General features: G+C 58.3%; 12 protein-coding genes. 6 read left to right on the forward strand and 6 right to left on the reverse strand.

Annotated elements, in window-relative coordinates:
- Positions 1–244 precede the first annotated feature (244 nt).
- The 5 genes from ABIB00_RS20400 (at position 245) to ABIB00_RS20420 (ending at position 4791) form a co-directional block, all read left to right on the forward strand.
- Positions 245–1075 carry a 3-methyl-2-oxobutanoate hydroxymethyltransferase gene (locus tag ABIB00_RS20400; RefSeq protein ID WP_247298928.1) on the forward strand — a complete coding sequence of 277 codons (831 nt, stop codon included), beginning with the start codon at positions 245–247 and terminating at the stop codon, positions 1073–1075.
- 109 nt (positions 1076–1184) lie between these two features.
- Positions 1185–2180, forward strand: coding sequence for a sterol desaturase family protein (locus ABIB00_RS20405; RefSeq protein WP_354105601.1), 996 nt, complete (start codon positions 1185–1187; stop codon positions 2178–2180).
- Positions 2181–2334: 154 nt separating this feature from the next.
- Positions 2335–2655: a Rieske 2Fe-2S domain-containing protein gene (locus tag ABIB00_RS20410; protein ID WP_354105602.1), complete on the forward strand. Its 321-nt coding sequence runs from the start codon at positions 2335–2337 to the stop codon at positions 2653–2655.
- Between the two features lie 28 nt (positions 2656–2683).
- Positions 2684–3559 (forward strand): sugar phosphate isomerase/epimerase family protein, encoded by an 876-nt coding sequence (locus ABIB00_RS20415; protein WP_354105603.1) that lies wholly within the window; start codon positions 2684–2686, stop codon positions 3557–3559.
- Complete coding sequence (locus ABIB00_RS20420) at positions 3556–4791, forward strand: NAD(P)/FAD-dependent oxidoreductase (protein WP_354105604.1); 1236 nt, start codon at positions 3556–3558, stop codon at positions 4789–4791. The genes ABIB00_RS20415 and ABIB00_RS20420 overlap by 4 nt, the downstream gene beginning before the upstream one ends.
- 493 nt (positions 4792–5284) lie before the next feature.
- Here ABIB00_RS20420 and ABIB00_RS20425 read toward each other — a convergent pair whose 3' ends face one another.
- The 3 genes from ABIB00_RS20425 to ABIB00_RS20435 form a co-directional block, all read right to left on the reverse strand.
- The gene (locus ABIB00_RS20425; protein WP_354105605.1) at positions 5285–6610 is read right to left on the reverse strand and encodes an MFS transporter; all 1326 of its coding nucleotides are present in this window, start codon (positions 6608–6610) and stop codon (positions 5285–5287) included.
- Between the two features lie 1246 nt (positions 6611–7856).
- The gene (locus ABIB00_RS20430; protein ID WP_354105606.1) at positions 7857–8636 is read right to left on the reverse strand and encodes an enoyl-CoA hydratase-related protein; all 780 of its coding nucleotides are present in this window, start codon (positions 8634–8636) and stop codon (positions 7857–7859) included.
- 74 nt (positions 8637–8710) lie between these two features.
- Positions 8711–9922 carry a CaiB/BaiF CoA transferase family protein gene (locus ABIB00_RS20435; RefSeq protein ID WP_354105607.1) on the reverse strand — a complete coding sequence of 404 codons (1212 nt, stop codon included), beginning with the start codon at positions 9920–9922 and terminating at the stop codon, positions 8711–8713.
- Between the two features lie 261 nt (positions 9923–10183).
- On the opposite strand from ABIB00_RS20435, the gene ABIB00_RS20440 reads away from it, so the two are divergent.
- Positions 10184–11629, forward strand: a complete 1446-nt coding sequence (locus ABIB00_RS20440) for an aldehyde dehydrogenase family protein (protein WP_354105608.1) — start codon at positions 10184–10186, stop codon at positions 11627–11629.
- Between the two features lie 58 nt (positions 11630–11687).
- On the opposite strand, the gene ABIB00_RS20445 is transcribed toward ABIB00_RS20440, so the two are convergent.
- The 3 genes from ABIB00_RS20445 to ABIB00_RS20455 form a co-directional block, all read right to left on the reverse strand.
- Positions 11688–13040, reverse strand: a complete 1353-nt coding sequence (locus tag ABIB00_RS20445) for an aminotransferase-like domain-containing protein (RefSeq protein WP_354105609.1) — start codon at positions 13038–13040, stop codon at positions 11688–11690.
- A gap of 226 nt (positions 13041–13266) precedes the next feature.
- Positions 13267–14259, reverse strand: coding sequence for an AraD1 family protein (gene araD1 / locus ABIB00_RS20450; RefSeq protein WP_247410757.1), 993 nt, complete (start codon positions 14257–14259; stop codon positions 13267–13269).
- Positions 14260–14269: 10 nt separating this feature from the next.
- Entirely contained in the window at positions 14270–15421 is a 1152-nt protein-coding gene (locus ABIB00_RS20455; RefSeq protein ID WP_354105610.1) for a hypothetical protein, read from the reverse strand.
- Between the last annotated feature and the right edge of the window lie 49 nt (positions 15422–15470).

Raw genomic sequence — 15470 nt, forward strand, 5'->3', positions numbered from 1 at the left:
AGGATCGGCTGTGAGCCAGCATGTCGAAACCCGACGCACTCCGTCTCCCTGTCGCTGCAGGGCATCCGCATATCGAACCATGTGCACAGTGATGGCCGGCGGCTTGACGACTTTGTACATGGACACTCGACCGCAGGACGACACGCAGTTGATAGGTGGCGAGGCGACCCTCCGAAATTCCTTCACAGGCGCCGAATCGACGCGCCGGACCTTTGGTAATAACCTTGAGAGCTAGTGAGAAAAGATGCCGCGGATTTACGATTGGGCCGCGCGCGAAGCTGAGCGCACGGTGACCGTAGCCGATCTGTGCGCGGCCCGAGACTCGGGCAAGCGCTACACTCAAGTCACCGCTGAGACGGCGGACGAGGCAGCAGCTGCGGAGGAAGCTGGTGTCCAGATGCTGGTTGCCCGCGCCCGCAACGTGGAGGCCGTGCGCAAGGGCTCGAAACGGCTTTTCGTCACCGCGGCACTGGGCTTTGCCGATGCCGTAACCCGGGACGATATCCTACGCACCGCATTGAAGGCGCTGACCGACGGCGCCGATGCGGTGATCACGGCACGCGGCATGGCGACCGTCTCTATGCTCGCGGCCGAAGATATTCCGGTCGTGGGTCACCTGGGACTCGTTCCAAGGAAATCGACCTGGGTCGGAAAGCTTCGCGCTTTCGGCAAGAATGCCGACGAAGCCTTGACGCTTTTTCACCGCTTCCGCCGCCTCGAAGAGGCCGGCGCTTTTGCAGTCGAATGCGAGGTTATCCCCGCCAGAGTCATGGCAGAGATCCGTCGGCGAACCGGACTGGTGACGGTTTCGCTTGGCTCCGGACCTGATGCGGACGTGATCTTTCTCTTCACCGAGGACATATGTGGTGGCGAAGGCCGGCGGCCCCGGCACGCCCGGACCTATGGGAACCTGCAAGCGCTGCAAGAGCGTGTCAAGGAAGAGCGTGTGAAAGCCCTCAGTGCATTTCGCGCTGACGTCAGTGCGAATGCGTTTCCGGGGCCGCAGGAAACCTCGATTATCGACGACGACGAATTCGCCGCGTTTATGTCAAGGCTGAAGCAAGAGGGCGTTTGAGTGTTGATCTGAGTCTCGTGCGGGCGATAACCGCGATGATGTCTCGGCGCCTGAGGATCTGGCCGCGTAGGCGAGCCTCTCTCTTCAAAACGTTGATGGAGTAGCAAATATGGATGACATCTTATACGGGGCGCGCGACAAACGCGGGAATTGGACACCGAACAAGAGGCCCGAACGCGCGCCGATTTTTGTCTGGCCAGTGCAACCGAAGAAAGTTATTCGTTGGTTGCCGGGGTACTTCTTGCCCTGGAATACCCTCTATTTCGTGATCTCGCTTGTATCGTGGATCTATCTGACACCCGCGCTTGATACAATGCGGGAATTCCGCGCTGACTGGATTTTGCTCATTCTGCTGCGCAACGCTGGGCTAACGCTCCTAGTCTATGGCAGCTTTCACTTCATCCTCTATATCCAACGGCGCCAGGAAACCAACTTCAAGTATAATGCAAAGTGGCCCGACACCGACAATACGGCCTTTATGTTCGGAAGCCAGACGGCTGAGAACGTGTTTTGGACCATGTGTAGCGCGGTGCCAGTATGGACCGCATACGAGGCGGCCACCTGGTGGCTCTACGCTAACAGCTATTTGCCGTACGTCGAGTTCGGACAGCACCCGGTTTATTGCGCCATCCTTGTGTTAGTGATGCCGGTCTGGCGCGAGTTGCACTTCTATCTGATTCACCGGCTCATTCATATCGGGCCGCTGTACCACATCGTACACAAAGTACACCACAAGAACGTAAACCCGGGGCCGTGGTCGGGCTTGTCAATGTCTCCCCTTGAACACATCGCCTATTTTTCCGGCGTGCTGATCCATTTCGTCGTGCCCTCCCACCCGGTGCATGCAATGTTTCAGCTCATGCACGCAGGGTTGTCCGCCGCGAAGTCTCACACCGGTTTCGACCGGGTGGTCGTAGACGATGTGAAGGCCGTCAACACAGACAACTTCTATCACTACCTCCACCACAAGTATTTCGAAGTGAACTACGGTGAGCGTCGCATCCCGCTCGACGAGTGGTTCGGCACAGCTCACGACGGTTCTCCGGAAGCGGACGAGAGGATGTACAAACGCATAAAGGCCAAGAAGTGGGCGCGCGGCAGTTAGCTCTGATGTTGCGGAATGTCCGTCCGGCTCTCTTCTTATTAGCACTGCGCACGCGCGGGAGCCTCCCGTCCGCCCGCCAAGGACATTTGCGCGGGTCGCGGATTTGCCAAGGCATCGGTGCAATTGTTGCGATTTAGATTTAGAGGGATACGGAATGACTAGCCAAGGAGAATGGGTTGCCGCCTGTGCTACCAATGCATTGATGCCCGAAGAGACCCTTCGCTTCGATCATGGTAGCCGCACGTTTGCAATTGTTTGCTCTCCCGAGGGAGACTACTTCGCGATCGATGGCCACTGCTCCCACGAGAAAGTCCATTTAGCGGATGGCATCGTCGACGGCGGAATGCTTGAGTGTCCCAAGCACTTCGGGACCTTCGATTACCGAACGGGCGAGTCGCGTGCTTTGCCCGCATGCGTCGACTTGCGCAGTTACGAGGTGAAGGTCGAGAACGACACCGTCTTCATCAAGCTCTAATTGGAGCCAAAGGGCGGAATGCAGGACAATGTCGAAGCAGAGCTTGCTTATACTACAGTCCCTTTGGGCGATGGAACGGCGCCAGCCCGACGGGGTCGAACGTTCCATCGATCAGAACATAGCGATGATCCAAGAAGCCGGGTTCGACGGCATTAGCACCTCGTGCACTGATCCTGCGCGCGTCGCCCTGATTGCACGTGCCCTAGCCGGCTCGGGACTTGCAGTCGAGGGTATGTGCTTCCCGCAGACGATCGATCACCTGAAAGCTGCCATTGACCTTGCTCGGCGCCTCGACGTCGTGCATCTCGACGTCCAGCCTGACATTCGCCCGCGCCGTGTCGCCGACTGTGTCCCGCTGCTGGAAGGCTGGATCAGGGTGGCGCAAGATGCGAACATGCCGATCTACTTCGAGACGCATCGCAATAGGATGACGACAGATCTCCCGTTTACACTCGAGTTGATGGATCAGGTTCCCGAGATGCGCATGCTTGCTGATCTCTCGCACGTCCTATTGGGCCGCGAGTTTTGGTATCCGATCTCGGACGAAGACGAAGCGCAGGTGCGGCAGGTGCTCGACCGCACCTGGGCATTTCATGGCCGCGTTGCATCGCGCGAGCAGATACAAATTGAGATCACGTTCCCTCAGCACAAAATCTGGTTGGATCTGTTTCTCTGTTGGTGGAAGTATGGATTCAAGAGCTGGCAAAGGCGCGCTGGTGCGGATGCTCGTCTCGCTTTCGTCTGCGAACTTGGTCCGCAGCCTTATGCAATTACCGACCGACAAGGCAACGACAGCACAGATCGTTGGAAGGAAGCTCTCTTACTCAAATCCCTCGTGCTCAACGTGTTCGAGAGTGTGGCAAACGATGCGCCGCCTTCAACTGGCGATCGGGTGGCCACTTGAGTGCAAAATCCACAATAGTGATTGTCGGCGCGGGCGAAGCCGGCACAGCCGCCGCCATCGCCCTGCGCGAACGTGGATGGCGGGGCAGAGTGGTCTTAGTAGGCAACGAATCTATACTGCCGTATGAGCGCCCGCCTCTATCCAAGGCGCTCCTGCTCGACAAAATGAACCCTGGACCCAAGCTGATTGTGACGTCACAACGCCTTGCCGAGTTGGAAATAGAGTATCTTCAGGGAAGCGAAGCGGTCTCAATTGATCGCGTGACCAACATGGTTACGCTCTCAAACGGCTCAGCGATAGCGTATCACCGTCTCCTACTGGCCACGGGAGGCCGACCTCGGAAACTGAGCGTTCCGATCGCCGAAGGAGCCGAGGTGGCGACACTACGGACGTACGAGGACGCCACGCGCATCCGCTATGTCATTGGTCGAGGATGCGACGTGATCGTGATCGGAGGCGGCTTCATCGGGCTTGAGGTTGCCGCGAGCGCCGTCTCGAGAGGTGCTTCGGTGACCGTACTCGAGGCAGGACCGCGGCTACTTACGCGGGCAGTGCCAGCTTCTATGGCCGAGTTGATCAAAGCCAAGCACGAACGTTCTGGCGTGCGCATCGAGATAGCCGCGATCGTCAAACGCATCGATAGGAGCGAAGGCCGTTCCAAGGTGGTAATGGCCGACGGTCGCTCGCGCGACGCCGATCTCGTGATCGTTGGAGTCGGCGCGACGCCGAATGTCGGCCTTGCGCAAGCGGCGGGACTAGCAATCGAGGACGGTATCGCTCTGGACGAGACGCTCGCGACTTCAGATCCGCACGTTTTCGCGGCGGGTGACTGCTGTTCGTTTCCTCACCGCCTCTATGAAAAGCGAATCAGGCTGGAGGTCTGGCGCAACGCCCAGCGGCAAGGTGCGGCGGCGGCGGCGAACATGCTGGGCGAGAACCGTCCTTACGAGGACGTTCCTTGGTTTTGGTCGGATCAATACGACGAGACACTGCAAATCGTGGGCCTCGTTCCGGAAGGAGGAATCCCCATAATCAGAGACTTTGGTGCGAGGGCTCAGATCTTGTTTTACCTCGCAGCAGATGGGCGCCTGGTGGCCGCATGCGGATTCGGGAGCCTAGGTGTCGTAGCGAGAGAAATTCGTGCCGCCGAAATCATGATCGGGAGGCGGCTTAGACCTACAGCAGACGCGCTCGCAAGGCCCGAGATGAACATGAAGAAACTAATGGGTTAGAATAGAATTCGGTATCCAAGACCGCCTCAGCGCCGATCCTGATTACAGCCGGAGAACTGGCGCTAATCCGATGCTGATGCTGCTCGCCGCTCGGGCGCGCTACGCGGCTGGCCTATGTGGTCCTCAATGACGCTGGAGCTATACGAGTGCGGGGCTAGAACGGCTGGATGCTGATGGCTGTGCTCCCTGCGCCGATCAGCTTGCGCTCGACGTCGCGCCAGGATCCATCCGCGGTCGACTTCGGGAGCGCCGCGGACCATCGACTGGTCGTAGATACGAGGAACGAAAACCTGCCCATTGTGCCCGCCGAGGCTAAGATTGCGACTATAGATCACAAACGTCCTTAATCTGCGGATGACGCTCGATCCAGAGCAGGCCATTTCCGTGTTGCAATCGGTCTGAATGAGAAGGGCCCCGTCCAAAGGCGGGGCCTTTCGTGCGGGTATCGTTCACGCTGGGGTAGGCAGAGGTAGGAGACGAAGCTCCGCCGTGCCTAATCCCCGACGTACACGCCGCCTCGTTTCTTCGCGATCAGATAAACTATGATGCTAAGCAACGCGACGGCTGTGCCATAGAATGGAAACACCCAGGACAGATTAGAGCGTTGGAGCCATAGCAGCAGGAATGGTGTGGTACCGCCGAATATCGTTGCGCCAATAGCGTACCCGAGGGCGACGCCGGTCGTCCGAATATTTCTGGGCATCAACGTTGTGGCAATAAAGTTATATAGCGCCATATTGCAGCCGACCAGAGTTCCGCCCACCAACATAACGATGGAGAAGGTCAGAATGCTCTTCTCGGCATAGAGCAGGGATAGAAAGAACGACGGGATTAGCAGCAGGCGCATCATCACGAACGCCCGCGACGGTTTCACCTTATCCGCAAAGGCACCGATTGTCGGCGAGAACACCATCCAAATCGCGCCCATGACCGTCACGATGCCATACACATAAGTGCTGTTTTCCTTGAATACGCCGTTGGCAATGTTAGGCAAACCGAAATTGTACGTGTAATTAGCGATCTGCACGCCGCCAACAACCAGAATCGCGGCGAAAAGCGACAGCCTTGCCTTCCAAAGGGCTTTCCACACTCCGCCAGTCGTTTGTTGGATGCGCGAGTCCTCGTCGACCCGATGCATAGCGCGAGCGATTAGGGTTTCTGGAAGGGTCTGCCGAAGATAGATGATGAGCAAGCCTAGAACACCTCCGACTCCAAACGGAACGCGCCAAGCCCAATCGCGCATGACTTCAGGGGACACGGCGCCGCTGACCAGGAAAGCAACCAAGCTGGCTCCGATCGAGCCCACCATGATGAATGTGCCATTGACCAGTCCAAGGTATCGTCCCTCCTGACCTGCCGGTGCCAATTCGATCGCGATCGCATTGGCAACGCCCGCTTCGGCGCCTACGGCGAGGCCTTGCACCAGTCGGAGGGAAACCAGCACGATGGTGGCAGTGATGCCAAGATCCTTGTAGCCTGGCAGCACTGCGATCATCAGCGACGATAGCGCCATAGCGGAAACAGCGATCAGCATCACGGCTTTGTGGCTGATGCGATCTGCGATGGGGCCGAGCAGCGCCGCCCCTAAAGGCCGTGCGGCAAACCCTGCTCCGAATACTGCCAGTCCCGCGAGCAGCGAGACGACAGGGTCAGTGGCTGGAAAGAAGTGCGGCGACAGGAATGCCGCCATGAAGCCATAGAGCTGCCAGTCGTAGAATTCGAGGGCGACGCCTCCGCCGAGGCCCAGAGTCATTGACCTCGTCGCGACGGACTTTTCAATCTCAACGACGTTGCCTACCGGGTGTGCTGTCAATTGCATGGTTTGCTTCCGCTCCTTTAATCAATTCGTCATGGATGATGGGCGCAGGAGTGCGAGGCGAGAGGTCATCGCCGTTCGTCGGCTTCAGTGGCGCTGATGCGGAATACAAGCGAGCACCTCCGCGCTGTGCGCGGCGAACTCAGGCGAGAAGACAGAGGTGCGCGGAGATGACGTCCCTGAGCCGTTTCGTTTTGATATTGCAAGCTGCCTGCATATGCGAGCGTCTGGCTCATTTCACCGTTCCCTCCTGTTGCACCCGCGCTTTGCGCGTCGCGTTCGTCTTTCTATGGCGATGACGCCGTGAGTTGGCGGCATCATCCGCGGGCGAAAAGAGCGTCTCGCTCACGGTCGCTATTTTTCAACGCCGGTCGTACTTGCCCCAGTTCTCACGCGAGCAGCACAACACGCAGATAGCCCAATGTCAATATTGCACCACAGCAATACCGAATTGGGCTAGTTAATGGCGCGTCGGGATCGCGAGAACTCGTGGTGAAGTTAAGGAACGTCGGCAGAATCGCGATAAACGCTGCATAATCGCGCGCAAGATGCTCTATTTTTCGAGCCAGAGTGCGCTAGCTCAATGCGCGCGCTGGTTACATTGCGGGGCCGGAAATGCTGATCGCCTCGACGAAAAATGGCCCTGAACTCCGGATCTGCAGGAGCGATCAGCGCCCGCCTCTCTCAACATCCGGCGCAACTGACAACACCAAGGATTCAAGTGCTCGAAAAGGAAAGGCAACGAACAGCGGCGCTACGATGGGCTGAGTCGGAACACCCGGTCCCCGTCCATGGGTCTCTCGCGTACGAGGAGGTGATCGCGTTCGCGGACATGTCGCTGTACTCCCATCCTAACCACCTTGACGGAGCATACTGGAAGGCAAATGGCTGGGCCGCCGTCATCCAAGGTGTCGGTAATGCTGCAGTAGATTGCCGCGCGGCCTTGTCATACGGCGAAGGAGGTTTGTGCTTTGCGCGTTTTTGCGAGGTGCGACGAAGGTGCGCATCACTAACAGTGCGCACGAGTCAGTCGCCGTGGCGCAGCACATCGCCCATTTTAGGAACTCAGCCACTGGGCACGGTTACATCGCGACCCTGATACTGCGAACGGCTCCCTTACTCCCAAGCCGAGAGGGGAGCGTGGCCAGGTATTGGCATTTCGATTGGTGAAGACCGCCGCCTTATGCCTCGTTCTGGTGGAGCCGTTCCGCACCAACGACGGAAGGCAAAGGCCCTTGCGTCGAATATCTCATTCTCCCCGATATCTGGGCGGGCGCTTTTCAAAGAAGGCATCCATCCCCTCTTGCTGGTCCGAAGTCGCGAAGGCCACCCGAATTGCCTGTCGTTCGAATTCCACACCGGCATCCAGAGGCGTCTGATATGCGGCGAGCACGGCTGATTTGGCGAGTTCTACGGAGCGCGGCGGCTTCTGCGCAATGAGGCCTGCGATCTCGAGCGCTCGCGCGCTCGCCGTGCCGGTGGGGACGATGTCCGCGATGAGCCCGGCACGCAGCGCGGCCTGAGCAGAAATTGGCTGACCGCCCAGAACCATCAACATTGCCAATGATTTTCCTGCTACGCGGGTCAATCGTTGAGTGCCTCCGTCGCCAGGGATCACGCCTATATTGATTTCTGGCTGCCCAAACTGTGCATTCTCGCCCGCCACCACGATGTCGGCGAGCATGGCCAGTTCGTTCCCGCCGCCGAAACATACACCTTCAACGGCTGCAATGATGGGCTTCACGCAGGTCGTAATATCTCTCCAATTATTCCGCCTGATAGGGTTGTTGATGGCTTCGAACCCGCGCTGCTGCATTTCCTTGATGTCCGCGCCCGCACAAAAGAAGGCGTCACCTCCTGTGAGCACGATGCAACGTACATCCTCGTCGGAAACGGCAGTGCGGCAGGCTTGGGCAATATGTGCGATGAGTTCATTGCTCAGAGCGTTTCGTTTCGCATGTCTATTCATGCTCAACAGCCGAACATGTGGGGACGGCGTGGACGCGATGAGGAGGTCTGATGTGGTCAAAGGATGATCCGTGAAGGTTTGGCTTGGAATTTATGGCGCTTCTTCGCGCTAGCCGCGAACGAAGGTCGCGGCGGCTAGCCGAACGCCCTTCTATTGCGGGCCTCGGCAATGGCCTCGACTGAGAATCCGAATGAGGACAACACCTCGTCGGTGGCAGCACCGATCGGTGCTGGGTGGATCCGGATGCCTGGCGGGGTACGCGACAGGCTAATCGGAAGACCGGCCAACGGAACGGTTCCGCGCCCGGGTACATCTACTTGCCACATGATGCCATTGTGCGCAGTTTGGGCCTGACTGACGGCGTCCGCGATCTCATTGACGGCCGTGCAAAGGAGATCCACCTCAGACAGTCGCTGCACGACCGCCTCGGTCGTGAGTGAGGCTATCGCCTCCGCGCAATATTCCTGAACGGTCGAAAGGTTCGCAACCTGACCTTCGCGGGTTGACAGCTCAGGTCGCGTGCTGATGTCGGGCAGGCCGAGCGCTTGGCACATCAGCCCAAGCGGATTGTCACGGAACAGCATAACCACCGAGACCCAGCCGTCCTTAGTTTTGAAGAAGATCGACTGACTGATCCAGTTCGTCTTCGTTCCGTAAATGCTCTCGCTCGCAATTTCACAGAGTTGCATGGCGAGTGCAACATCGTACAGACAGGTCGAGACGACTTGGCCGAGCCCAGAGGTTTGACGTTCAATAAGGGCGGCGAGAACACCTTGTACAAGCGACATTGCAGCGCCGTAGTCAACGATAGGCGAATTGGTCAAGTGAGGTGGTTGATGCTCTTCAAGCCCGCCGCGAGCAAGCCCGCTGAAAGCCTGCGCCAACATATCCTGGCCGGGCCGGTTCGCCAGAGGCCCGCTTTCACCGAAGCCGAACCCAGCGGCATAGACCAACCGAGGATTGCGCGCGCTCAGTTCGGGGAATCCGAGGCCTAGTCGCTCCATCACGCCCGGTCGGAAGTTATGCATGAGCACGTCGGCCTTATCGACCAGCTGAAGCAGGATTTCCTTGGCGATTGGATTCTTGAGATCCAAGGCGAGTGTACGCTTATTGCGTCCCATGGCTGCATAGTAGGAGCTCATTCCCCCAACCCGAGTCGCCTCGAAATCGAGCCCACGGGTGATGTCGCCCTGGGGTCTTTCGACCTTGATGACGTCCGCGCCGAGATCGCCCAAGACTTGGCCGGCAAGAGGGACCTGCATCACCATTCCCACTTCCAGCACGACAATTCCGTTGAGGGCGCCGGCTTTGGGGGCGAGCGTGTTGTCTGCGGGTTCAGCGATCACTTGGCGACCTCTCTAATGGATCTGATTTTGGTTGGCCACGAGCCGACACACGAAGGCTACAGCACAACCCTAAACAGGTCAAATCATATGCTAGCCCAATGTGGCATTGATATATCCCAATATATGTGGAATTGGATTGCGGCGCGGTCGAGCACTGTCCCGCGGGAATTCCGGTACCAACGCCGCTGACGCGTAGAGCGATGATGAATTCGCCATCCGCCCGCATGGCATTTTTCGACAAACCTAATTTGGAGGACATCGATGACTTTGAATTACATCGCCGGGGAATGGCTTGCTGCGTCAAACGCAGTGCCGAACGTGAACCCTTCGAACACGTCCGACGTGGTCGGGGAATTTGCGCAAGCTTCGGCAGCCGATGTGGAGCGAGCGATTGACGCGGCATTCGACGCTTTCCGAGCCTGGTCCCATTCAACCATCCAGACCCGGCACGATTGCCTCAATGCGATCGCCGCCGAGATCCTTTCACGGAAGGAGGAACTTGGGCGGCTTCTCTCCCGCGAAGAGGGTAAGACCCTTCCAGAGGGGATTGGCGAGGTCACGCGTGCAGGACAGATCTTCCAGTTCTTCGCGGGTGAATGTCTGCGTCTCCCAGGCGAGAAGCTGCCGTCCGTTCGCGCTGGGGTGGACGTCGAGATTACGCGAGAACCCGTGGGCGTTGTGGGGCTCATCACGCCCTGGAATTTTCCCGTCGCGATCCCTGCCTGGAAGATTGCTCCTGCTCTCGCGTGCGGGAACACGGTCGTATTCAAGCCAGCAGAGCTGGTGCCAGGATCGGCGCACGCGTTAACGGAGATCATCTCGCGCGCAGGTATTCCGCCAGGTGTGTTCAACCTCGTCATGGGCCGCGGCTCCGTCGTTGGTGAGGCCATGCTGAAGAATATCAAAATTGCCGCGATTTCATTCACCGGCTCGACCTCCACGGGGGAACATATCGCACAGAGTTGTACGACGGCTCATCCGATGAAAAAGGTTCAGCTTGAGATGGGCGGGAAAAATCCGATGGTCGTTCTGGACGACGCCGACCTCAACGTCGCCATCGAATGTGCAGTGAACAGCGCCTTCTTCTCGACGGGCCAGCGTTGCACTGCCTCCTCCCGCTTTATCGTGACAGATGGCGTCCACGACGATTTCGTTGCGGCAATGGCAGAACGTATGAAATCCCTTGTAGTGGACGACGCCTGCAGAGCCGGAACCCACATTGGCCCGGTGGTCGATCAGCGTCAGCTCGATCAAGATCTCAGCTATATTCGTCTAGGCCAGGATGAAGGCGCCAAGCTCGTGGCTGGCGGCGAACTGCTTAGTCGAGATATGCCGGGCTTCTATTTATTTCCTGCCCTCTTCGCGGAAGTCGACAATCGAATGCGGATCGCACGAGAGGAAATATTCGGACCCGTTGCAACGGTGATCCGTGCTCGTAACTATGAAAATGCCCTGGAGATCGCAAACGATACCCCGTTCGGACTGTCGTCTGGGATTTGCACTTCGAGTCTGAAGTACGCGAGTCACTTCAAACGCAATGCTCAAGCGGGGATGATCATGGTCAACCTGCCAACCGCGGGGGTGGACTACCACGTTCCGTTCGGCGGCCGTAAGGGTTCGTCCTACGGACCGCGCGAACAGGGCAGATATGCCGCCGAGTTCTACACGACAGTCAAGACGTCCTATTCCTTCGGCGGCAACATCTGACCAGGTGCCACTTCCGGAAGAGACAGCACAACCAGAATGCGCTCGGCGCATTCTGGTTTCAGATGATGGACATGTCAGCTTCGTTGGTGGGCTCTAACGATCCGGCCAATTGCCGCAAGGCCCACCCGAGATCCTCGATACGATCCGGCACGCCGATCGAGATTCGCAATCCCGAGATCAGCGACGGATCGACAAGCAGAGCGGAAGACGGCGTGGTGATCACTCCACGTTGCAATGCTCTGGCGGCAACATGCTCGACGGCGCCACTCGGCAAATCCAGCCAGACGTGAAAGCTCGGTGGATGGTTGGCCCTAATATGCGGCCGTAGGATCTGTGAAGCGAGTTTGACGCGGTTCTTCGCTTCTTGTGCCAACGACTGACGCACCTTGGCGGCAAGGCCGTTCTCGATCCACTCGGAGGCGATCATGGAGGAGATGGGAGACGCCATCCAAACGGTCGCCCGCATGGCCTGATGGATACGGGGTATATACTGTTCGGGCACGACGAGCATGCCCAGGCGTAGGCCTGGCGCCAGACATTTCGACAGCGTATTGACGTAGAACGTCCGCTCCGGAGCCAGCGAGGCGAGAGGAATGCTGGCCTGGTCCAAGAAGCCGTAGGCATCGTCCTCGATGATTAGGATGTCGTGCTTGCGTGCAATTCGCACAATCTCCTGGCGGCGAGCGGCTCCCATGATTGTGGCCGTGGAACTCTGGACCGTGGGCATCGTGAACAGCACTCGCGCATTGCCCGAAGCCGCCGCTCTGTCGAACGCCTCCGGAACGAGGCCTTCGCTATCCATTGGAAGCCCGACCAGCTCAAGCTTGGCGAAATGAGCGTACGATTTCATGCCATGGTAAGTGGCGGCCTCGACGAATACCTTGTCACCCGGCTGACAAATGGCGCTCAGTGTCAACGAGAACCCGTGTTGCGCCCCATTCGTGACGACGAGATTGTCAGGTCCGGTATCGAAGCCGGTATCGCGCAACAGCCTGGCGAACTGGCTACGATGATCCATCACCCCGGACTGAGAGAGGTAGCCGACATAATCGGAGATGTCACTGGGGAACGTCCACCTGCTATCTGCGAGCACTTTCGGCAACCGCGAGGGGCCTGGTATGTTCAAGCTCAGGTCGATCACCCGCACGCGAGACTGGACGCTCTGGCGCTGTTCTGCAACAAACGTCCCTCGGCCAACGTGGCCAACGAGCAGGCTTCTGCGTTGCCCCTCTGCGTAGGCCTTGATCACCGTGCCGACGCTGAGACCGAGGCGCTCCGCCAAGTCACGCTGAGTCGGGAGTTTCGCCCCGACAGCAAGCGACCCGGACGAAACGTCCTTCTCAATAGCCTCGAGTAAACGGAGAAAAGCGGGTGCCTTGCCGGGGCGCAGTTCGGGATACCATTTTTGCATTTCAACCGCTTATCTTAGAGGACCTTGACCTTCAACTCCCGAGGCCGAGCTCGCAATCACGAATTTGGGCGAGAAGCCGCTGATTTTCAACAGATTTCCGACGTGTCGAAAGACGGCGGAGCGCTCCGGATACAGGAGAGGTCAGTGACCGCCGCCTCGCCGCACGGTCACTCGCTCCATGAAGGACCCAAGCGTCACTTAGGTAGACCTGCCTCGATTGTGAAACCTAAAGTACCTTGACCGAAAGGAGCTCCGTCTTTTCGTCCGCGATAAGTGGGTTGCGCAATGGTCGGCCAAACGCTTTCGATTCCACCTCGAAGACGTCACCGCTGCGCGGCCTGACCCCGGCGGCGAAGCTCAAAACGCTCGCGCCGAAGAAATGCACGTGAACATCACCCGGCCGACGGAAACCGCGATACTTGAAGTGGTGATGTTCAAGGTTGCGGATGGTATGTGACATGTTGTCTTCGCCGGAAATGAATTTGTCAGACCAGATCGTTGAACCGGCCCGCGATACGCGCACGGTACCCGTTACGTCACTCGGGAGCTCGCCGAGCAAGGCTTCGGGACCGTAAGAGCACTCGCGCAATTTTGAATGGGCGAGATAGAGATAGTTCTGCTGCTCCATCACGTGATCCGAGTACTCGTTGCCGAGGCTGAAGCCCACACGCAGGACCTCCCCTTGGTCGCCGATGACGTAGAGGCCCACGACCTCTGCTTCATCGCCGCCATCTTCGGCCCACGCCGGCAAACTAAGCGGATGCTCAGGAGGCACCGCCCACGAACCATCCCCCTTGTATGCCCACTCGGGCTGCACCCCGATGCTTCCATGATTCGGCTTGCCACCTTCAAGACCGAGTTTGAACATGCGCATCGAGTCGGAGAGATCATCTGCTGCTAATTTTGCGTGCATGGCATCTCGAGATTCGGCGCTTCCGAGATGCGTTAGGCCCGTCACGGAAATGGTGCAGCGGGACGGCTCCGCATGATCGAGCGGCAGAAGCAACCTCTTCTCGGCAACAATTTCGTCATAATCGACTTCTCCCTCACCCCCCCGTGCCGAAATAAGTTGTTCCAAGGACGCATCCGAGCGCGCGGCTTCCAGCGCAAGCTCGCGGACGCTCGTCGCATCTTTGACGACCACCGGCTGGGCACCATCGTTGAGAATGGCGCCCACCTGCCGACGGCCTTCCGGCGTCACAAATTGAACTAGTCGCATCTCGCGTTCCTTACACCTCAGAGGGCTGCAGGCGACCGCTGAGCATCAGCAGCGCCTCAAACAAATAATAGCTACCGAAGATAAGCTCGGCATTTTTGACGTAGTCCTCGGGCCGAGAATCTTCCCGTTTGTTGAAGCAGCCCTCGACCAACATGCCGACGGGTCTGATGTCATCGTCTCCCAACGGGGTGAGATAGCCATCGACGAGAGCGGCGGCCGTCTTTTCCGCAGCATCTTTGTATTTTTGACGCTTGCCTTCACAGGGCGCGACCGAACTCAGCTTGAACAGAGTAGACGCCATGAAGGCGCTCGCGGCTGTGTCTCGTTCAGTATTCGGGGCCGCAGGATCGTTGAAGTCCCAGTAAGAAATGCCATCGGCTGGCACGTGATCAATCCACCAATCCGCACCCTTGACTGCGGCAGCAAGGAAGCGCTCGTCGATGCCTCCCGAGAGGCAACTGATGGTCGCACCCAGCACGCCCCATGCCTGCGCCCTCGCCCAAACGCTGCTTTCGCTGTATCCCTTGTGCGTATAGCGTTGAAGCACTTCGCCACTCTGCACGTCTAGGGAAGAGGATTGAACGAAGGCACCATCTTCTCGTTGATGGATTGAGAGAACCCGGGCTGTATGTTTGGCGGCGACGTCCAGCATTTGGCTGTCGTTCGACTCCCTTGCAGCCCAAAAGAGCAGCAGAGATACGACCAAGCTATCGATGCTGCTTGCGGTCGCTCCAACATGTGATCCTTCTTCGGCATTCGCTCCGAGCGGCACCAAACCCAGCTTGGGGTCGAATCGATGTTTGATGTCTCTTGCCGCCGCGAGACCCAACTCTCGCGCTGACTTGCTTCCTCCGAGCAGCGCCCCCAGGCCGGCACCGTAGTAGAACGTCGCAGCCTTGAAGGCTGTGTCGGCATTTACGCGGGATACGAGACGCTTACAGACTTCGTCAGCCAAATGCTTGTAGCGCTCGCCTTCCTCGTCTCGCGACGCAAGCCACAACATTCCGAGCCAGTAGCCGCCGGTCCAATCACCATGAGCTGTCGTTTTCCAGATTCCGGTATTTGGATCAGCCCAATGCGGGAAACTATCGCCCACCTGCTGCGCTGTCGAACGAATGCGATCTTTGACGCGCTCGATCGCTTCATCCCAGTTCCTAGTCATCTCACGTCCTTGTTGCCGTTTATCGGGCGCCTCTGTGGCCGCTCCATAC

Origin of the sequence: Bradyrhizobium sp. LB14.3 (genome assembly GCF_040547985.1) — a bacterium.
Classification (GTDB): domain Bacteria; phylum Pseudomonadota; class Alphaproteobacteria; order Rhizobiales; family Xanthobacteraceae; genus Bradyrhizobium.